The 19,357-nt window shown below is 59.6% G+C and carries 20 protein-coding genes; 11 read left to right on the top strand and 9 right to left on the bottom strand.

Annotated features, from left to right (window positions below):
• The first annotated feature begins 68 nt into the window (after window positions 1-68).
• From polA to hxlB, 3 genes are all read left to right on the top strand, one after another.
• Window positions 69-2,792, top strand: coding sequence for a DNA polymerase I (polA, locus tag JWZ97_RS14305; protein ID WP_205430502.1), 2,724 nt, complete (start codon window positions 69-71; stop codon window positions 2,790-2,792).
• Window positions 2,793-2,945: 153 nt separating this feature from the next.
• Window positions 2,946-3,587 carry a 3-hexulose-6-phosphate synthase gene (gene hxlA / locus JWZ97_RS14300; RefSeq protein ID WP_205430500.1) on the top strand — a complete coding sequence of 214 codons (642 nt, stop codon included), beginning with the start codon at window positions 2,946-2,948 and terminating at the stop codon, window positions 3,585-3,587.
• A gap of 11 nt (window positions 3,588-3,598) precedes the next feature.
• Entirely contained in the window at window positions 3,599-4,132 is a 534-nt protein-coding gene (gene hxlB, locus JWZ97_RS14295) for a 6-phospho-3-hexuloisomerase (protein ID WP_205430492.1), read from the top strand.
• Between the two features lie 310 nt (window positions 4,133-4,442).
• Here the strand turns inward: hxlB and JWZ97_RS14290 are convergent, their stop codons facing one another.
• The 6 genes from JWZ97_RS14290 to hemC all read right to left on the bottom strand — a co-directional run bounded on the left by JWZ97_RS14290 (window position 4,443) and on the right by hemC (window position 10,715).
• A complete protein-coding gene (locus tag JWZ97_RS14290; RefSeq protein WP_205430490.1) occupies window positions 4,443-4,907 on the bottom strand; it encodes a YbjN domain-containing protein in 465 nt (154 codons plus the stop codon).
• 464 nt (window positions 4,908-5,371) lie between these two features.
• Window positions 5,372-5,788 (bottom strand): glycine zipper family protein, encoded by a 417-nt coding sequence (locus tag JWZ97_RS14285; RefSeq protein WP_205430488.1) that lies wholly within the window; start codon window positions 5,786-5,788, stop codon window positions 5,372-5,374.
• Between the two features lie 438 nt (window positions 5,789-6,226).
• Window positions 6,227-7,531 carry a heme biosynthesis HemY N-terminal domain-containing protein gene (locus JWZ97_RS14280; RefSeq protein ID WP_205430486.1) on the bottom strand — a complete coding sequence of 435 codons (1,305 nt, stop codon included), beginning with the start codon at window positions 7,529-7,531 and terminating at the stop codon, window positions 6,227-6,229.
• On the bottom strand, window positions 7,528-8,979 hold the full coding sequence (locus tag JWZ97_RS14275; protein WP_205430484.1) for a uroporphyrinogen-III C-methyltransferase: 1,452 nt from the start codon (window positions 8,977-8,979) through the stop codon (window positions 7,528-7,530). Before JWZ97_RS14275 ends, JWZ97_RS14280 begins: the two co-directional genes overlap by 4 nt.
• Entirely contained in the window at window positions 8,972-9,796 is an 825-nt protein-coding gene (locus tag JWZ97_RS14270) for a uroporphyrinogen-III synthase (RefSeq protein WP_205430476.1), read from the bottom strand. Before JWZ97_RS14270 ends, JWZ97_RS14275 begins: the two co-directional genes overlap by 8 nt.
• Window positions 9,789-10,715: a hydroxymethylbilane synthase gene (hemC, locus tag JWZ97_RS14265; RefSeq protein ID WP_205430474.1), complete on the bottom strand. Its 927-nt coding sequence runs from the start codon at window positions 10,713-10,715 to the stop codon at window positions 9,789-9,791. Before hemC ends, JWZ97_RS14270 begins: the two co-directional genes overlap by 8 nt.
• A 174-nt stretch (window positions 10,716-10,889) precedes the next feature.
• On the opposite strand from hemC, the gene JWZ97_RS14260 reads away from it, so the two are divergent.
• The 4 genes from JWZ97_RS14260 (at window position 10,890) to JWZ97_RS14245 (ending at window position 14,299) form a co-directional block, all read left to right on the top strand.
• The gene (locus JWZ97_RS14260) at window positions 10,890-11,375 is read left to right on the top strand and encodes a peptidylprolyl isomerase (protein WP_205430465.1); all 486 of its coding nucleotides are present in this window, start codon (window positions 10,890-10,892) and stop codon (window positions 11,373-11,375) included.
• Between the two features lie 141 nt (window positions 11,376-11,516).
• Window positions 11,517-12,542 (top strand): transporter, encoded by a 1,026-nt coding sequence (locus JWZ97_RS14255; protein ID WP_205430463.1) that lies wholly within the window; start codon window positions 11,517-11,519, stop codon window positions 12,540-12,542.
• Window positions 12,543-12,682: 140 nt separating this feature from the next.
• A complete protein-coding gene (locus JWZ97_RS14250; RefSeq protein ID WP_205430461.1) occupies window positions 12,683-13,789 on the top strand; it encodes a sialidase family protein in 1,107 nt (368 codons plus the stop codon).
• Window positions 13,790-13,807: 18 nt separating this feature from the next.
• Complete coding sequence (locus JWZ97_RS14245; protein ID WP_205430459.1) at window positions 13,808-14,299, top strand: TlpA disulfide reductase family protein; 492 nt, start codon at window positions 13,808-13,810, stop codon at window positions 14,297-14,299.
• An 83-nt stretch (window positions 14,300-14,382) separates the two neighbouring features.
• On the opposite strand, the gene JWZ97_RS14240 is transcribed toward JWZ97_RS14245, so the two are convergent.
• The 3 genes from JWZ97_RS14240 to JWZ97_RS20195 form a co-directional block, all read right to left on the bottom strand.
• The gene (locus tag JWZ97_RS14240; protein WP_205430457.1) at window positions 14,383-14,883 is read right to left on the bottom strand and encodes a DUF1269 domain-containing protein; all 501 of its coding nucleotides are present in this window, start codon (window positions 14,881-14,883) and stop codon (window positions 14,383-14,385) included.
• 389 nt (window positions 14,884-15,272) lie between these two features.
• The gene (locus JWZ97_RS14235) at window positions 15,273-15,581 is read right to left on the bottom strand and encodes a DUF167 family protein (protein WP_205430455.1); all 309 of its coding nucleotides are present in this window, start codon (window positions 15,579-15,581) and stop codon (window positions 15,273-15,275) included.
• A 579-nt stretch (window positions 15,582-16,160) separates the two neighbouring features.
• The gene (locus tag JWZ97_RS20195) at window positions 16,161-16,289 is read right to left on the bottom strand and encodes a hypothetical protein (RefSeq protein ID WP_256438252.1); all 129 of its coding nucleotides are present in this window, start codon (window positions 16,287-16,289) and stop codon (window positions 16,161-16,163) included.
• Between the two features lie 154 nt (window positions 16,290-16,443).
• Between JWZ97_RS20195 and JWZ97_RS14230 the strand changes: the two genes are divergently transcribed.
• The 4 genes from JWZ97_RS14230 (at window position 16,444) to JWZ97_RS14215 (ending at window position 18,915) form a co-directional block, all read left to right on the top strand.
• Window positions 16,444-16,704 (top strand): hypothetical protein, encoded by a 261-nt coding sequence (locus JWZ97_RS14230; protein ID WP_205430447.1) that lies wholly within the window; start codon window positions 16,444-16,446, stop codon window positions 16,702-16,704.
• Window positions 16,705-16,962, top strand: a complete 258-nt coding sequence (locus tag JWZ97_RS14225) for a hypothetical protein (protein ID WP_205430445.1) — start codon at window positions 16,705-16,707, stop codon at window positions 16,960-16,962. It begins immediately after the preceding gene.
• 667 nt (window positions 16,963-17,629) lie between these two features.
• The gene (locus JWZ97_RS14220) at window positions 17,630-18,103 is read left to right on the top strand and encodes a hypothetical protein (protein ID WP_205430443.1); all 474 of its coding nucleotides are present in this window, start codon (window positions 17,630-17,632) and stop codon (window positions 18,101-18,103) included.
• A gap of 116 nt (window positions 18,104-18,219) precedes the next feature.
• A complete protein-coding gene (locus JWZ97_RS14215) occupies window positions 18,220-18,915 on the top strand; it encodes a hypothetical protein (protein WP_205430441.1) in 696 nt (231 codons plus the stop codon).
• Window positions 18,916-19,357 lie beyond the last annotated feature (442 nt).

Genomic DNA, 19,357 nt, shown 5'->3' with positions numbered 1-19,357 from the left:
CACACTTTACGCAAGCCGCGGGCAAGCAAGCGCCCGGGCTCTTTCCCGACTTTCATTCCCGGAACACCATGTCTACCTCCCCGGATAAAACCCTGGTTCTCGTCGACGGCTCGTCCTTTCTCTATCGGGCCTTCCACGCCTTGCCGCCTTTGACCAATTCGCGCGGCGAGCCGGTGGGGGCGGTCGTCGGCGTGGCCAACATGCTGCGACGCCTGCTGTCGGAATATCCGCAAGCGCACGTAGCCGTGGTGTTCGATGCGCCGGGCAAGACCTTCCGCGACGAGGCCTACGAGCACTACAAGGCACACCGCCCGCCCATGCCGGACGATCTGCGCGCGCAGATCGCGCCGCTGCACGAACTGGTCAGGACCATGGGCTTCCCGTTGTTGATGGAAAGCGGCGTGGAAGCGGACGACGTGATCGGTACCCTGACCCATCGCGCGCTGGAGCAAGGCTTCAGCGTAGTGATCTCCACCGGCGACAAGGACATGGCGCAGTTGGTGAACGAGCGCGTGGTGCTGGAAAACACTATGAACAACACGCGCATGGACATTGCCAGGGTGAACGAGAAATTCGGCGTGCCGCCGGAGCGCATCGTCGACTATCTGGCCCTGGTCGGCGACACGGCGGACAACATCCCCGGTGTGCCCAAATGCGGCCCCAAGACCGCGGCGAAATGGCTTGCCGACTTCGGCAGCCTGGACGAGCTGATGGCGCGGGCGGACGAGGTCGGCGGCAAGATAGGCGAGAGTCTGCGGGCGAGCCTGGCTAGCATACCCTTGTCGCGCGAACTGGCGACCATCAAATGCGACGTGGAGCTGGATGTGGCGCCCGACCAGCTGGTCGTGGCGACTCCTGACCCGGCGCGCCTGAAGGAACTGCTGCAACGCCTGGAGTTCAATTCCTGGCTCAAGCAGCTCGAAGGCACGGGCGGCGCGCCAGCGCCCGCGGCCGCGGTGGCCTCCGACCCGCCCAAGGCCACCGAACGACGCTACGAGACCGTGGCTACGGAAGCGGATCTGCGCCGCTGGCTGGCGCGTCTGGAGAATGCCGAGCTCTTCGCCTTCGATACCGAAACCACGGCGCTCGATTATTCCCGCGCGGAGATCGTCGGACTCTCATTCGCCATTGAGCCGGGCGAGGCGGCCTATGTCCCCCTGAAGCACGACTACCCCGGCGTGCCGGACCAATTGAACCGCGAGGCGGTGCTGGAAAAGCTCAGGCCGCTACTGGAAGACCCCGAGCGCGCCAAGCTGGGCCAGCATCTGAAATACGACGCCAACGTGCTGGCCAACCACGGCATCGAACTGCGCGGTATACGCCACGACACCATGCTGGAGTCCTATGTGCTGGACAGCACCGCGACGCGACATGACATGGATTCGCTGGCGGCTCATTATCTCAAGGAGCAGACCATTCATTACGAAGACGTGGCCGGCAAGGGCGCCAAGCAGATACCGTTCGCCCAGGTGGACATCGAAGCGGCCACGGCCTATGCCGCCGAGGATGCCGACATCACCCTGCGTCTGCACCAGCATCTCTGGCCTTTGCTGGAAGCCGAGCCCAGCTTGAAGGCTTTGTACGAGGAGGTCGAAATACCCCTGGTGCCCGTGCTCTCGCGCATGGAGCGCACCGGCGTACTGGTCGACGTGTTCAAGCTGGCCGAGCAGAGTGACTTGTTGGCCGCGCGCATGCGCGAGCTCGAGAAGGCCGCCCACGACGAAGCCGGCCAGCCTTTCAACCTGGGTTCGCCCAAGCAGATCCAGACCATTTTGTACGACAAGATGAATCTGCCGGTGGTGAAGAAGACGCCCAAGGGCCAGCCTTCGACGGATGAGTCGGTGTTGCAGGAACTGGCGGAAATCTACGACCTGCCCCGTTTGATCCTGGAGCACCGGGCCATCTCCAAGCTCAGGTCCACTTATTGCGACCGCCTGCCCGAGCAGCTCAATCCCAGGACCGGCCGGGTGCATACCTCTTATCACCAGGCGGTGGCGGCCACCGGGCGCTTGTCTTCATCCGATCCCAATCTGCAGAACATCCCGGTGAGGAGCGACGAGGGCCGCAAGATCCGCCAGGCTTTCATCGCGCCGCCGGGCTATAAGCTGCTGGCCGCCGACTACTCGCAGATCGAACTGCGCATCATGGCTCATCTGTCCGGCGACCAGAGCCTGCTTCAGGCTTTCGCCCAGGGCGAAGATATCCATCGAGCGACTGCCGCGGAAGTGTTTGAGACCGCGCCGGAAAACGTCACGGCCGATCAGCGCCGTGCCGCCAAGGCCATCAACTTCGGGCTGATCTACGGCATGTCCGCCTTCGGACTCGCCAAGCAACTGGGTGTGGGGCGAGAGCGGGCGCAACTCTATATAGATCTGTATTTCCGGCGTTATCCGGGTGTCCAGGCCTACATGGACCACAGCCGGGAAACGGCACGCCAGCGCGGCTACGTGGAAACCCTGTTCGGCCGCAGGCTCTACGTGCCGGACATCAACGCCAAGAACGGCCAGCGCCGGCAATATGCCGAGCGCACCGCCATCAACGCGCCCATGCAGGGGACGGCGGCGGACATCATCAAGCGGGCGATGATTTCCGTCGACCGCTGGATAGAATCGGAGCATCCACCGGTCCGGATGATCATGCAGGTGCACGATGAACTGGTGTTCGAAGTCCGGGAGGACTATCTGCAGGAGGGCGCCGCCGCGATAAGACAGCGGATGGAGGCCGCGGCCGACCTGGCGGTGCCCCTGATCGTCGAGGTCGGAACGGGCGATAATTGGGGCGAAGCCCACTGAGTGAAGCGGGCGAACAAAAGGTCGCTCTGCCGCTCATAGAGTGTTTCTCCGGCGTTGACATCGGGCCTGCTTGTACCGTACATTCGCGCGCCGAAGCATAACAACAATGCATCGCACCTCGTAATTACTGAATAACCTTTCGGAGGACGCATCATGGCTAAGCCCCTAATTCAAGTCGCTTTGGACACCCTGGATTTCGAACAGACCCTGAAACTGGCCGCTTCCGTGGCTCCTTATGTCGACATTCTCGAAATCGGTACCCCGTCCATCAAGTTCAATGGCATCGGCCTGGTCAAGGCTCTGAAGGCCGCTCACCCGCGCAATAAGGTCCTGGTCGACCTGAAGACCATGGATGCCGGTCTGTACGAAGCCAAGCCGTTCTATAACGCTGGCGCAGACATCGTCACCGTGCTGGGCGTCGCCGGTATCGCCACCATCAAGGGTGTGATCGAAGCTGCCAATGCTTACGGCAAGCAGACTCAGATCGACCTGATCAACGTTCCGGACAAGGCTGCCCTGGCTCGCGAAGGCGTTGCTGCCGGCGCTCACATCCTGGGCGTACACACCGGTCTGGACGCACAGGCTGCCGGCCACACCCCGTTCGCCGACCTGCAAGGCATCCTGAACCTGAACCTGGGTGCAACCGTGTCGGTAGCCGGCGGTATCAACCAGTCTACCGTTCAGCAGGTTGCTCGCGCCGGTGCAGGCATCGTCGTAGTCGGCGCAGCCATCTACGGTGCGGCTTCTCCTGCCGCCGCTGCCAAGGAAATCCGCGGTCTGGTTGACGCCCTGTAAGGTAAGGTCAAATGCACCAGAAGCTTATCTTCGATAAGATTTCCGGCATACTCGCCGCGACCCCCGACACCTACGACGCGCAGCTGACCCAGATACTCGATGGGGCCAAGCGCATCTTCGTGGCCGGAGCCGGTCGTTCGGGTCTCGTTGCGAGATTCTTCGCGATGCGTTTGATGCACGGCGGATACGAAGTATTCGTCGTCGGCGAAATCGTGACTCCCAGCATCCGTGAAGGCGATTTGTTCATCGTCATCTCGGGTTCCGGCGAGACCGAAACCATGCTGGCCTTTACCAAGAAAGCCAAGGAGCAAGGTGCGAAGATTGCTCTGATTTCCACCAAGAGCAGTTCTACGTTGGGCGATTTGGCGGATACGACGTTCCAGATCGGAACGCCGGAGTTGTACAGCAAGGTGGTCGGCATGCCCATGGGCACGACCTTCGAACTGTCCACGTTGTTCCTGCTGGAAGCAACGGTCTCGCACATCATCCACGAGAAGGGAATTCCGGAAGAAGAAATGCGGACCCGGCACGCCAATCTGGAGTAGTGCCGAACCGAGCGGGAAGCGCAAGCTTCCCGCTTCTTCGATTGAAGAGCCCGGGCGATGTGCCGCAAGGTCATCCCCGGGTTTTTTTATGGGCGTGAGGTTTGAACCGGTCCGGGTATTCGCGGTTTGAAAATCGATACCGCTCGGAGCCCGGTCAGTCGAAAACCCGGTATCAAATTCCCTTGCATGGCGGTCGCGGGCGATGCCCCGTTGGGCGACCCGCCCATTTAGGGCTCGAAGCACGCGTCATTGCACAATTCCTATCAATAATCCCGGCGTAACCCTTCGGTGCCGCGGCTTGTTTCCCTTCCTATTGCTTCAGCACGTCTTTTTTAAACCCTTGAAGAGCTTTAACCCACCAATCAAACGTATCTTCGAGGTTGCGCTTGGTTACCCCATAGTCGATATTGGCTGTCATTTTCAAGTTCACATCCCCGTCACTATCGGAATATGCATTGCCATACCGTCTTGTTAGATTCCAATTATTAATTTTATCTTCGCTAACTTTGGCGCCGGACCAGCCTGCACCAAACTGAATGTCGTCACACTGAGAGCCTTTGCTGCAGCCATAAAATGATATTTGATACTTGGTTCCTTCGATTCGTCCGACGATTCTAGGGTCGCCTTCACTGTCTTTTTCCAAGGACGCGCTACCGAAGCCTTTCGCAATATCCAAGATGGCTTCCGGGGCTTCTGCGGAGATAATATCTGTATCAGCCGCAAAAGAAGCAGATGCAGCTAATGACAGTATCATGGCGCCAAACGCTCTTCTCATTTATGGTTCCTCTATGCCCCGTTGGTTAGAAGAAATTGGGCTGTAATTAGTGGGAGCATTTCTAAACAGCCTAACTAACAATGCTAAGCAGAATGAGTATAGCAGCGAAATCTATATCTCATTTGTCATGGGGAAGTCGGCAAGAAAAGAGATTGCTCCAGGCGCGGTAATGTTTCACGGGTAGTAAGATACCCGGATCCGACAGGATGAGTGTTGGTGGCGAGTGACCTTATGCATAGGGTCACACAAGACAGGGAGGATATCCGTTAATGTGATATGTCAGTCCGGCGGCTGAAAATTCATCTACGCCTGATACTTCGCATATATCCAGACCAAGCCATCCGATATTGGGTAATTTTCCCATTTGGCGGAGAGCCGGTGGTGCCGGCCCTATTTTACGGCGCCGGCGCAGAAGGTCTTCCGGCGCCCACCAGATTCGGCCGCCAGGGAACGTGAGGAAAGCGTCAATCCCAGCCGACGGGCTGGTAACCTCGCTCCTGTAGACACTGATTCACGAAGTTCTCGAAAGCCGGACTGCGTGTCGGCTTGCTGAATATCCAGTGCAACAAGCCGGCGGTGGCTCCGCTGGCCGCCCCGATTGCGGAACCGGAACCCGCCGCCCCGACCACGGCGCCGCCGACCGCTCCCGAGGCGGCGCCGACGGCGGCTCCCCCGGCAGTTCTGGCAGCCGCGTCTTGCGCGCTGCTGTTCCCGGGTTGGGCGCCGGCGGATTCCGCAAGCTCCATGCAGATCTCGACATCATGTTCTGCCGCCTCCGCGCCGACCGCGTTGAAACGTTCATTGGGATAAAGGACGGGACGGGTCGAGGCACACCCGGCTACCGCCAAGGCGACGACACAGGCCAAAAAAGTCCTGGACATGGGAGTCTCCCGTTGCAGATAAGTTGAGTAATTGTCTAGCTTTGACGCTGCACAAGGTCGTGTTCAGTACCCCAGTCGAACCATTCCGTAATGGCGGGGCTCCAAATGTGACCGCTGCGACTATGTAAAGAATAAGCTAATGCAGCAGATCTCGCCCAGCACGGAACCGGCTGGGTTGGGGGGATGATAGATCAGCGCCGTGGGCTGGAATGAGCGGGAGCGAATTCCAGCGAATAGTCCGCAAAGAGCTGGAATTCCCGCTGGTCATTCCAGCCTACTGCCGGGTTTTGGGGCGAGTTTGGAATGCCGTAGCCCAAGGAGGGCGGAACCAGGTCCTATCGGGTTCCGCCGGATGGAAAGCGGGATAGCGCGATATGTTTTTTCGAGGTTTAGTGGCGGATCGCCCTACCGGGCATCCACCCTACTCGGGCGTGGGTATCAAGACGAGGAGGCGGCCGGTTCCGTTTCCGCTGGCGCTTCAGCGACTTCCTGGCTGTCGAGGTCGGCCTGAGGATATTGCTCGATCTGCGCGACCACTTCGTTGGAGGCGAATAACAGGCCGTTGCGGAAATACTGGCTGGCTTTCGGGGTATCGTTTTGCTGGAGGAAAAGGTCGCCCATCAGTTGATAGGCTTCCACGCTGGGTTCTATCCCCAGGCTGGTGTCCAGGTATTTCGCGGCTTTTTCGCGGTCGCCGACGCGTAATGCCAATTTACCCAACACGCGATGCAGGACGGCGTCCCGGGCATGGGAGGGGAGCCAGGACTCTTCGGCGAGGGCGAGTTGCTGCTGGGCGTCAAACGACTGGATGCAGCCGTATAGCACGAGCAGGGTGGAGTTCCATTCCTTGCTTAAGGCCTGTCGCAACGCCGTTTCGACTTCCGCTCCGGCGCCAGCTTCTATCATCGCCGCAAAATAAAGTTGCTGTATGCCGCTCATTTCACGAATGTGTGCGGGTATGGTGTCCCACACCTTGCGCAGGGTGGCGGCGCCTCCCTCCTCCGAACGTTGCTTGAGCAGTGCGGTATATGTTTCGGCCTCCAGCAGCTTGATTTCCGCTTCCAGCAAGATCTTGTTGGTATGAAGTTGGGGAATGATGTGGCTAAGTCCTTCCCAGTCTTCCGCTTGCGCATAGGCCTGGTGCTTGAGCCTTAGGACGGCGGCATGGCTGGGGGCGATGAGTTCGAGCTGGGTCAGATTTTCCAGGGCTTCTTCGAACTGCTGGTTGGATAACTGCAGCTCTGCTTTGGTGAGCCCGATAGCCAGCTCGGCATCTGGCATGGATTCGTGGGCGAGCCTCAGGTATTCGTCGCGCTGCTCCAGCGCGCCGCGCGAGTGAGCGGCGCGCGCGGCGGTGAGGTAGTTGATCAGCGGCACGCCGCTGTTGGCCGCATGGCGGATCAGATGCTTTTCCGCATTTTCCCAATTGCCTTCGACCGAGGCCAGGAGGCCGGCGACGAGGGCCTCCTGAGACAGTCGGCCCCGCTTCTCGCGCACGCGCTGCTTGATGACGCGCGGCAGTCTGAGCGTATTGGCGATGATCCGGATTACGACGTAGAGAGCGATGAAGCTGAGGATGATCGCGCTCGCCGCCAGGATCAGCGTGGTCTCGATTTTCCAGTTTCCAATACCGGCGACGAAAAAGCCGGGATCACCCTGGGAGGCCAGTTGGCGATGGATGAAAAAAATCGCCCCGGCCAGGATGATCGAGAAAATCGCCAGGAGGATCAGGGCTCTTTTCACGGTTTGACTCCCTTGGTCCGTTTGCGCGGGGTCGGCGCGGGACTGGGCGTTTCGGCCGGGGCAGCGGCATTGCCACCGCTCTCGGCTGTAGGGACGGGGCTGGCTGCAGGCGCTACCGTTTCAGGCTTGACACTCTCGCCGCTCGCGGCTGGAGTCTCGGCGGGCGCCGGAGCTGTCCCTGGCGTTGGCGCGGGTTCCGGCGCCGGAGTCGGAGCCGGAGTCGGAGCCGGGGGGGTGCCGGCGCCGCCGGGAGCTGCTTTGCGGGGCGCTGCGCGTTCTTCGGCTTCCAGGCGCAGCTTCTCGATATTGCGCAGCATGGCCAGGGATTTGCTGACATCCGGGAACGGCAGGCTCAATTGAACGGCGCCCAGAGCGCGCAAGTCCTCGGCAACGGATTTCGTGCTGGCCGCGTCGCCGTCGAAGTGTTCGCCGAGCCAGGCCTGCGCCGATTCCAGATTGGCCTTGTAGAACGCGTCGTCTCCGCGCAAAAGCGCGGCACGCGTCATCTCCAACTTGAGCAACAGAACTTGGCGCAGCGCTTCGGCCTGCTCGGGCGCCAAAACCGCCTCTATGGGCCGGTCGGTGCGACGGATTTTGACCAGGTCGCGCAGATTGTGCAGGGTGGAGTCGACGAGGTTTTTGGCGTCGGCGTTGCTCGGTTCGGAGGGTTTGCTCTCAGGCTCGTCCGGCTGGGTCTTGCTCATGTCCGCATGAGGCAAGAACAGGGGCAGAGCCTTGGTTTTGCTCTCCAGGGCCAGCAGCCGAGCCGAAATCCCGACCACATCGGGAGCCTCGAATTTCTTGAGCTGGTCGATTTCCTCGGCCAGGGCGACCCGGACTTTGTAGGCGGCAGGGTCGCCGCTGTCGTGCAGCCTTTGATCGGCCGCTTCCATCGCGGCCAGCACCGCTTTCACGTCGCCGACCAGATGCAGTTTCTGGTTGGCGATGCTCAGCAGGTATTCGGCATCGGCGACCATCAAATCGCCACGGCTCTTGTTGAGCTGCTGCTGGATGTGCTGTATGGAGCTATCGAGATCGGACCGCGTGCTCTCCAGTTTTTCGCCGAATGAGGTCCCCTGTTCGCCGATGATGCGCTCGAACGTGGCGTCTTCGGTGGTGACTTGCGATTGCAGGGTGGCGAACTGGCTATGTAGCGCGGCGAGTTCGGCCTGGAGTCCGGTGATCTGGTGGGTCAGTTCCAGCATCTGCTGGTCGCCCTTGTTCAGTTCGCCGCCGAGCCCCTCTTGTTTGGAGCGAAGCTCCTGCAGGAGAAACACGCCGGCGACGACCAGCGCGACGATCAGCAATAGCGTGCCGTAACCTAGCCACGCGGCGAATCTATTGGTTCGGGGAGGCGGAGGGGGCCGACGATCAGCGGTTTGCGAAGAATCGGTTTCGGTAACGGCGGATTTGCCGTTCGGAGTCAATTCATTATCCTCGTCAGCCAAGGCTGTATCCCCGTAGTGTTGAGATTGGCGGAAAAACCCCGCGTGCACGGAAACTTATGTCCGCCACCGCATCGAAAACAGCTCGATCGCTCGCGGTTTCGGCGACCACCGGACAGCGAAACCCCAAAGACCGTGCGCGTTCTGCCAGGCGTTCACTGACCACGACCATGGGGACTTCGGCGATCCGCTCCAGGGTCGGCGCATCCAGTGCCTGGGCCAAGTGATCCAGCGCGTCGCCGCTGGTGATCGTGATCGCCCCCTTCGCCCCGTCACTGATCCAGGCGATGAATTCGGTGAGTTCCAGGGCGGGTCTGACGCGTCGGTAAACTTCCGCGTATTCCACCTCCGCGCCGCGCGTCCTCAGCGTGTCGGCCAGCAGTTCGCGGCCGCCTTCGCCGCGCACGATCAACACGCGCTGGCCGCTCATTTCGGCCCACTCCGGTTGGGACAACAAAACCTCACTATTAAACTGCTCTTTGGGGGCTAGGTCCACCGTCCAGCCCCGCCGTTCCAGCGCCGCGCGCGTCGCTTCGCCGATGGCCGCGACGCGGGGGCGGGAACCGGCCGGAATATGCTCCAGGCCATAACGAACGGCGTTGGCGCTGACGAATACCAGCCAGTCCACGTTTGCGGCCTGGGCCAATCGCACCGCACCGTCGGCCCCAAGCGGTTCTATGGCCAGCAAGGGAAGGCGCATGGCGCGTCCCCCGGCCGCATCGATCATGCGGCACAGATTTTCGGCCTGTTCGGAGGGGCGCGTGACCACGACGGTAAAGTCGTTCGGCAAGCGGATCTCCGGGGCGGCGGTGTTAGTCATGCAAGGCTTGGAGCAAGCGATCGGCGCCGCGGGATAATAGATCTTCCGCCAGCGCAATGCCCAATTCGCGCGCGCGCGCGGCCGGCCCTGCGACTTCGCCGCGCACGATTTCGCTGCCGTCGACCGCGCCCACGAGGCCGCGCAGACGCAGGGTGCCGCCGTCAACTTCGGCATACCCCGCGATGGGTACCTGACATCCGCCGTGCAGGCGCTCGTTCATGGCGCGCTCGGCGCTTACCCTGAGTGCGGTTTCCGGGTGGTTCAGGGCTTGCAGCAGGGCGTTGACGCGGCTGTCGTCGGCGCGGGTTTCGATGCCGATGGCCCCCTGTCCTATGGCCGGCAGGCTGGTTTCCGGATCGAGCAGGGCCGCGATACGCGAGGCTAAGCCCAAGCGCTTGAGTCCCGCTGCTGCCAGCACGATGGCGTCATATTCGCCGGCGTCCAGCTTGGCGAGCCGGGTGTTGACGTTGCCACGCAGGTTGAGAATGGTGCAGCCGGGCAGTCGGGCGCGTATCTGGGATTGGCGGCGCAGGCTGGAGGTGCCGATGCGGGCGTCCGCCGGCAAGGCGGCGAACGAGTCATAGCGGCTGGAAACCAGTGCGTCGCGAGGGTCTTCGCGTTCCAGGATGACGGCCAGGTGCAGGCCGTCCGGAAACTCCACCGGCACGTCCTTCATGGAATGGACCGCGATGTCGGCATGGCCTTCCAACATGCCCTGCTCCAACTCCTTCACGAACAGGCCCTTGCCGCCGATTTTGGCTAGCGGGGCATCCAGGAGCTTGTCGCCCTGGGTACTCATCGCCACCAGCTCGGTGGTCAGGCCGGGATGAGCGGTTTCCAGGCGTTCGGCAACGTGTTTCGCCTGCCACAACGCGAGCGGGCTTTTGCGGGTAGCGATACGGATGACATCCAGCGCCACGTCAGTAGTCTCTAGGCTTACGGAAAGGCCGGCATTGTAGCAGAAGCGGACGGCTGCCTTAATCGCGGGCTCCAACCCTCGCTCGATGTCGGCGCGCCACGGTCCGGACCATGTGAAACACCATTTCGAGAAAACCGGTATGATGCGGTTTTTTCAACTATTACGGGCGTCACCATGGTTATTTCCGCCGACAAGGTCGTGCTTTTTCACTATACCCTCACCGACGAAGAAGGCGAGGTTCTCGACAGCTCCGAAGGGCATGGCCCGTTGGCTTATATACACGGCCAGGGCAACATCATTCCCGGCCTGGAAAATGCCCTGGCCGGCAAGTCGGTCGGCGATCGCCTCGATGTCACGGTAACGCCTGAAGAGGGCTATGGCCTGCGCGACGAAGACTTGATACAGGCCGTGCCGAAGAATGCCTTCGAGGGCGTAGACGTGATCGAACCGGGCATGCAGTTCCATGCCGAAGGACCCGAGGGTCTGCAACTGGTCACCGTACTCGAAGTGTTGGACGACGAGGTGATCCTGGACGGTAATCACCCCATGGCCGGCCTGGTGCTCAACTTCGCCGTCGAAATCACCGACATTCGCGACGCCACTGCCGAAGAGCTGGATCATGGCCATGTTCATGGCCCGGATGGGCATCACCATCATTGAAGAGTCTCCAAGAGGCGTCTAGGCTTGTCCCCCAGTCAGGGCTTCGCGTCCTGCGTGTTCCTGGGGGCGGTCTCGCTAGCGTAGAGCGATGCTGGCGAGCCGGTTAACCGGATTCTGCGATTCGCCAATCTTGTGGGTACCATGTCTTACAACAATAAAGCCTATCTCGCTAAATTCCTCGTTCCTTTTACCCTGGCTTCGATCTGCCCTGCCGTCCACGCCGATCATGGCGGGCTCGGGGTGGGCATCGGTATCGCGTCGCCGATCGTCACGGACAGCGCCATTACCTTGCCCGCGGGCAAATGGGTGGTCGGCGAAAGGACCCAGTTGATCTCTTGGGATACTTTTACGAATTCGCAGCTTCATGATATCAAGCATGCCAACGAGGGAACGCCCAAAGAAGATGTCCACAGCATAGGGTATACCTTGAATCCCTCCGTCTACGCGGCTTATGGGATTACCGATACCGTGACGCTGGGGCTCAAACTTCCCGCATCTCTTCGCTATAACGTGCGGGAGGCCGCCCATGAGGAAGGCGAGTCGGTGAACAGACTGGGGAATTCCACGGGGTTCGGCGATATCTCGGCCTTTGGGCAATGGCGTTTCTGGTTCAGCCAGGATAATGCCACCCATGCTTCCTTGATTGCCGGATTGAAAATGCCCACCGGATCGACCCGGTCCAGAAATTCGCTCGGCGAATTGTTCGAGGCCCACTTTCAGCCCGGCAGCGGTTCCTGGGATCCTTTCCTGGGCGGCGCCTTTACCCACGGCTTAGGTCAGTTCTCCTTCGATAGCAGTGTGATGTACCAGTTCGCCACGCCGGGGACCCAGTCGACCAATCTGGGCGACGGTTTCCAATATAACCTCGCTTTGTCCTACGCATTGGGCGGAGTCGCGCCCAGCGTGTTGTATGCCTCCAGCAATGCCGCGGGCTGGGTTTTGGTCGGCGAACTCAATGGGGAATGGCATGCCAAGCAGAAGGCGTTTGGCGAATACGATCCGAATACCGGCGGCAATACGGTTTATCTCTCTCCGGGCGTGCGTTATGCCGGCGGGGCGAACTGGAACATTTCCCTGTCCTTCGGAATACCGATCGTCCGGGATGCGTACGGTTATCAGGATAATCCCGACTACCGCATCGTGAACCGGATCTCCCTGCTCTTCTGATCGCGGTCCACGAGTTTTAGCTCCCCGTTCCCATGCGCTTATCTTTGAATCATGTCCTCTGGGTGTGCGCGGCATTGCTGTTCGCGGGGTGTAGCGTGTCGCATCAGGGTGGGGTTCATTCCCCTGCCGAGGGGGCAGAGGTGCCCCGGGCTAGCTTCAACCTGCCGGTCGGCGTCGCGTTCGGACCCGATCAACGCTTGTGGCGCGTGGCGACGGATAGGGGTCACGCCTATGTCGATTTTTCCAGGGATCAGGGGAAAACTTTCAGTCCCCCGGTCGTAGTCAATCCGGATGCGCAGACCATCAAGACGACCATGGAAAATCGGCCCGACATCGTGGTCGACAGGAATGGCCGGGTTTACGTCGTTTATCCTGCGGAAGGACGCCAGGAGTCTGCGGTTTACCTGAGTGTTTCGGCAGACGGGCAAAGCTTCTCCGAGCCCGTTGCGCTCAGCGACAAGGCCGCACAGGCCAATTTTTTTCAGAGCAAGCTGGGCTTGAGCCCTTACGGCCGCGTGTATGCTTTTTGGCACGACGAGCGCGACAAAACCGATTGGCGTGAAGTCGGCAACGCGATTTATTACACGACCCTGGATGGTGCAAACGCGGAGAAGCCGGCCGCCCGCAAGGCGGCGGGTTCGCTGTGCGAATGCTGTCGGCTTGCGCTCGATTTTGATGCCGCGGGAAGCCCCGTCTTGTTGTCGCGATTCGTTTATCAGGGAGGCGCGCGCGACCATGGCCTGATCAAGCCGAATGGTCCGGGCGGCGCGGAGTGGCAAGCGTGGCGCGTAACCGACGATGATTGGCGCATCGAGGCGTGCCCGGAGCACGGCCCCGGCTTCTCGATCGCCTCGGACGGCCGTTACCACATCGCTTGGTTCACCCTGGGAGCCAAGCGTAAAGGTCTCTTTTACGCTTACTCGACCGACGAAGGTCGTCATTTCTCCGATCCGCTGTCTTTCGGTGACCCCAAGAAACTGCCCAGTCATCCCGCGATAGCCAGCGCGGGAGCGCGTGTGGTTTTGGCGTGGAAGGAATTCGACGGGAAGCTCGCCCGGATCATGGCGACGCAATCCGGGGATGGCGGGCAAACCTGGTCGTCGGCAAGTTCCGTTGCGGAGGCTGCAGGGGAGTCGGATTACCCCGTTCTCCTGGCCAATAAACAGGGCATTTACTTATCCTGGAACAGTTCGCGGCAAGGGTACCGCTTAATTCCCATCGAGGCGTCGGCAAGTGCCGGTCGTTGAGTCATCCGTCCGTCACCTATGGCCATGAAAATTCCCGGCATCGTTTTTCTCCTGCTCATTTCTTTGACCACCCGTCTCGCGGCGGCGGAGGTTCCCCTCCGTCCGTTCGGTTCGGGCAGTTTGGCGCAGATTGAGAGCGCCCGGACGGGCAAACCGTTCATCCTGAGTGTTTGGTCAATCGATTGCGTGAGTTGCATGAAAGAGCTGGATGCCTTGTCGCATGCACTCGACAAATTCCCCGGTCTCCAGGTCGTCCTGGTATCCACCGACGACCTTGCGCAGCAAGACGCCGTGGCAAAAATGCTGCAGAAACACGGTCTGATCGGAAAAGCCGACAACTGGATTTTTGCGGACTCCGATGCGCAGGCCTTGCGCTATGAAATCGACAATACGTGGTACGGCGAAATGCCCCGCAGCTATTTCTATGATGCCGCTCATGAGCGCACGGCGCACAGTGGTGCTTTGACCCTGCCGGACATCGACGCTTGGCGAAACCGGAACAAGCCGTGACGCGCGTCGACGGCCGCTGGTCGGATCGGCTTTAGAAGACGAAAGGGTCGCCGACCCCTTCTTCGCGGTGGCCAGGAAGGGGCTCAGGGGAAAGTATGCGGATCCACCCCTTCGCACTCCGCTTCGGGATGATGTTTCTTGATGATCTCTTCAATTTCGTCGACGCGGTCCCGCGGCACATCGACCATCACCAGCAACTCTCCGCTCTCCACAGCCTTCTGAAACTGCTCGATGCGGCGATTGCCCACGCTGATGCCTATCATGCTGGACATCAAGCCGCCCAAGCCGGCACCGGCCAGGGTGATCGCAAACACGGCGCCGCCGCCCAATATCAACCCCGTCGGCAAGACCAGGGCCACCAGGCCCGCTAGCAATCCCGCTCCACCGCCGAGGGCGATGCCCTGCTCCAGGGCGGGAACGAAGTCGGTTTTTTCGAGAAAGCTCGCTTCCGGCAAGTCATCCAGAGGAAGGTCTTGTTTGCCGACGACGTGGATATGCCTCTCTTCCACCCGGGCCAGGAGGAGGTCGTCCACGATCTTCCGGGTGAGTTCGACGTTCGGTGCCAGGAAATAGATGCGTCTCATGAGAGTAGCCCTCCAGCATGGTGAAAGTTCTCGTCAGCATCGAATGGATCGGCCGTCTTGCGACCGTTGCGCCGACTGGCAGGAGCGTGATCAGTGAACTCCTGTGGCTAATTCTTGCCTTGCCGTCGGTGTGACCGACTCTCCCGGTGAAGAGCAAGCGGCTTCTTGCTCGGTGAAATTCGTGCACAATTGGACTTTGAGCTGGCGCCGGAAGTTCCATCACCATTTCGGGCGCCGGGTCCCGCCCTCCCTTTATCCAGGCAGGTTTTTAAGCCTGTTGATGGGTGACGCTCAGGGCATGCCGGCGACGGGGATAGATAGCTGAAACGTAGCTCGATTCATCTTGTTATTTGTGGGTGTTTGGAGCGGCGGCTATCCCGCTACCGATCCTATTCGGCTGAAGATAGTTCTTTGCTGATCACGGCGGGGAGTTTCTTGGGGGATTTGATGCGCAGTTGTTTGTTGACGTTGAAGCGGCCGAACACCACTTCGATGTCATTGGTGGTCACGCCGAATTCGGGGGCCAGGAAGCGCACCATGTGATCGGTGGCCTTGCCGCCTACCGGCGCGGCGGTGACGCTGACCTTGAGCTGGTTACCCTTGGGTTTGCCGATGGCATCCTTTTTGGCGCTGGGGGTGCCGAGTATGTTCAGCACCAGGGTGTCGCCATCCCAGGCGCAGAAAGATTTCAGGGTCATCCTGTTGCTTGCCAAGTAACCTCCGATGGTGTGGTGTTGATGACTGCCGTTGAAAAGTGGCCCCGCAAAACGACAGTGCGGGAACCGGCCCATGGCCTGAACGGCATTGCGATTTTAAGCGGGCGGTCGTAAAGCACCAAGCCGGTGTCTGTTAGCCCCGATCGTCCCAGTGACAGCCAAGGCAAAGCCGGTCGGGTCATCACCCATCTGATCTTCAGCTTTGCGCTCAATGCGGACGCCCAGCCGCCGCAAAGCGCCCAATGTTCAGCGCCGAAACCATGCCCCGGCTCGCGCGCCTACATCGAAAGCACGCCCAACCCGGCAAAACCTGGGAGCAAGCCGGGCGGCACTTGAGCGCGAAGGCCGGCCGGTAGAGCGGGATGCCATAAAGGTCGCGAAGCGAACACTTCGATCTCCCTACCCGGGAACCCGCGACCCAAGGTCGCTCCTTATGCATTTCCCAATTGCAAAGCGTCGCTTTAGTCGCCGCCGTCCCTCTGACAGAGGGAAACGGGTCGCCATAACCCGTTAAACGGCATCGGGGTTGCGAACGGCGCAGATGCCGCGCTAAGGGGCGTCTCAGTGGCGATTCAGCGCGATGATGTTTTCGATCAGGCTGCGGCCCGGAAAGTCGGCCGACAGGAAGCCGACCCGAGGCGGGGGCAAAGGATGGTCCCGGTTTTCGGGTATCTTGTTGAGGAATTCCATGCTCATCTTTTCCGTGAGTATCCATTGGCTGGCCAACCGAATCCAGCCTGCCTGCCAACCACCCCGCGGATTCCGACGGGAGCGCCCGTCGCGGCCTATTCTGCAACCCGGTTCAGCCTGGGCCGGACTCCTCTCTTGCTGGGCGGGACTGGTTGTGGGTACGGCAAGCGCCGCGGGCCCGCCCCTGACCAACCACGCCGGGCAACGCCTGAGCGTGTATTGTAAAAACCAGACCTTATCGCATTGCTTGGAACTGACCGGTGCTGGGCTCAACCTCCGCTTTCGTATCGACGCTGCGCAAATCGGTCAGGACAAAATCACGGTCGCCTTCGCCGACCTCTCCTTGGCCGCAGCCTTGGCCCGGCTGCTGGAAGGCTATTCCTACGTGAGCTATCCCTACCCGGAAGGGCGCTGATTGATAAAAGTCATCGGCCGCTCGGCAGTTACCGAGGCGGATCAGAGGATCGCGCCCGGACCGGCTCAGAGGGAGCCGGCCACGCTGGAGGAGTTCCGGCCCCTGGCGACCGCGTTCGAAAGCCTGAGCCCCGACGGCGATCACGACGCACAGGCACTCGCCCTGGCCGAGGCTCAGCGACGCTGGTTGGACGCCTCGGTCGAGCGGGCTCTGGATGCCTGGCTTTCACCCTACGCCGGTCTGTACGAGGGGCCTTGACCGTGCTGGCTGCTGTCGACGATCCGCGGGCCTAGGCAGCGCTGATCGACGCGCGGCAAACGTCAGACCATGTGCCGGCTTTCCGCCGACGGGTAGCCGGCCTGTTGTGGCAGCACAGTGCTGCCGAGCAGTTCCGCGAGCGTGTCGTGGTCGAGGCCTTGCGCCGACTCGCCAGCGATGCCGATGCGCAGGTTCGCATTTACGCCACGGGCGCCCCCCCGGATGGCACCGGGGGTGAGCCAGCTCCTTAACCATTCCCCGCTGCCGACGTAGCCACGCCTAGATCCTGCCGCAGACATGGTTATCCATGAGGAGGCGGTATAAAGGCGCACCGTATAAAGGGCGGTAGCGCGATAAAATATTGTCTATTACCCCTTTTTCACTTCATCTTTTTTTACCCAGCTTGCAGCCTAAAAAAGCTACAAGCTTTTCACCTGTTAGGGTAGAAAAATAAGTTGCGCGGGTGGGTATATGCAGCAAGCTATGGACTTAAGTAAAGTCGATATTGTTATTTGTTAACGCTTCACAATCATAAAGTTAATTCGATACAGAAATTTAGATCGCTACAGCGATAGTCTGAGTTCGCCGTTGATGCTAAGGGTAGCTAGCCTGTTTCAGGCTCTATCAATAACGGCAGTCTTTAGCCTGTTAATCTAGGAGATCTACTATGAACGTTACATATTGGAAATGGGTTGTAGCCTTTGCTTCTTCGGTGTTTGTTATGGCCAGCGCTCAAGCTGCGGGTTGGCAGATATATTCCAGCCAGTTCGCTCAGCCCTACAATGCGTCGGACGCGACCAAGATAGATTATTTAACTGATGGCGCTCGTAGTTTTGCTACCTATCCGACATCGCTGATTTTTCCGTTCGTAAGGGCAAGCACCGGAACTACCGGGGCAAGTGCCTGGGTTCAGTCCTATCTGAGCAGCGGTACTCTTAGCGCGACGATTTATAGTTTTCGGGAGAACGGTACGTTGATCACGTCGCGGTCCGGCAGCACAAGCACGACCGGGTGGAGCCAGTTCAATCTTAATTTCACCGGTGCGGGCAATAGCGAGTTCTACGGAAGATATTCCGCGCTGGTAACGGTGCCGGCAAATTCTCAGGGACATTTGAAAGGTATTGAGCTGTACGATAACTAATCCGTGGTGCTGTTGTTTAGTAGCGATTGCTAGACGATACGAGGCGGTGTAGCTTGCGAAGCGCTCGCCGTCTCGTATTTCGAGGAACGAATTTCTAACTTTGGATATCCTTCGTCATGAAAAACTATCGTCGACTAATTCTGGCTAGTATCCTCGTTGCGCCCTTGTTGGCTTATGCCGTGTATTCTGAATTTGCCGGGCACGAACGATCGCCCGTATCCTTGGCATCAGCCGGTGCGGCGAGCCCCGAGCCTCGGAAAGCTATTAACAAATCATCCGCAGCACAAGGCGATAGCGATAATTTCGAGCGCTTGAGTCGGGAGCTTTCCAAATTGAAAGGCGAGCTTACGGAGATGCGTAGAATATCGCAGCTACAAGCAAATGCCGCGAGAGGTTATATGTCGGAGCCCGAAGCACAGGACAAAAGACTCGCCGATGATGCCTATAAAGCGGAACAGGAACGATTGAATGAGGAGCGCGTGGCACACATAGAAACCAATTTCCGAATCGAGAAAAGCGATCCCGAGTGGGCGCCGAAAACTGCATCTACATTGCAAGACGCATTAAGGCAAAACCATTTGGATCAAGGTCTGGCGCAAGGTATAGACTGCAGGTCGCAAACTTGCAGAGTGGAGCTGAACGGAGACAATAGTACTGGAGATCATATGAAGTCCATTATGCGGTTTATCCATGAGGTCGGTTCTGAAATGCCCAATATGGACGCCGATCAGAGGATAGACGAGTCCGGTAATATGCATACCGTGTTGTATCTATCCAATGCCGCCGAGACGGGGTCGTCCGGGGGCAAATGACTTAGGCTGCTGAACTGTTCGCAATCGTGGCATGGATCTATAGCGATTTTTTAGTTTGATGGAACAGTTATTCTCCTGCCCGCCATTCTACCCGCCAATGGTCTTGTCTACCCGCCGACGGCCACTCGCTCAGCCAGGGCAGGAGGGTCTTGAGCTGTTCGTCGATTTACCAAAACGGGTTGACGATCACCTACCGCTGGAAAAGTGATTAAAAGGGGCCATAAAACTGAAATGGGGTCACCCATTAGCCAGCCGATGTAAACAGCCTGTGAAATACCCTGCCGATGAAATCAGCATATTCAACTCCATTGACCGACATCCGCCTCTCGCCCGTTATTTCAATCGGTAGGCGTCGGATGAGTCATCCGCCCGGTTACCCATCTGGAGCAAGGCGTGACAGAGCCGTAGGCGCGATTAGCGATGGCGTAATCGCACGCGTGGA

It is taken from the genome of Methylococcus sp. EFPC2 (assembly GCF_016925495.1).
GTDB lineage: Bacteria > Pseudomonadota > Gammaproteobacteria > Methylococcales > Methylococcaceae > EFPC2.
This window is presented reverse-complemented; position numbering and strand designations above follow the sequence as displayed.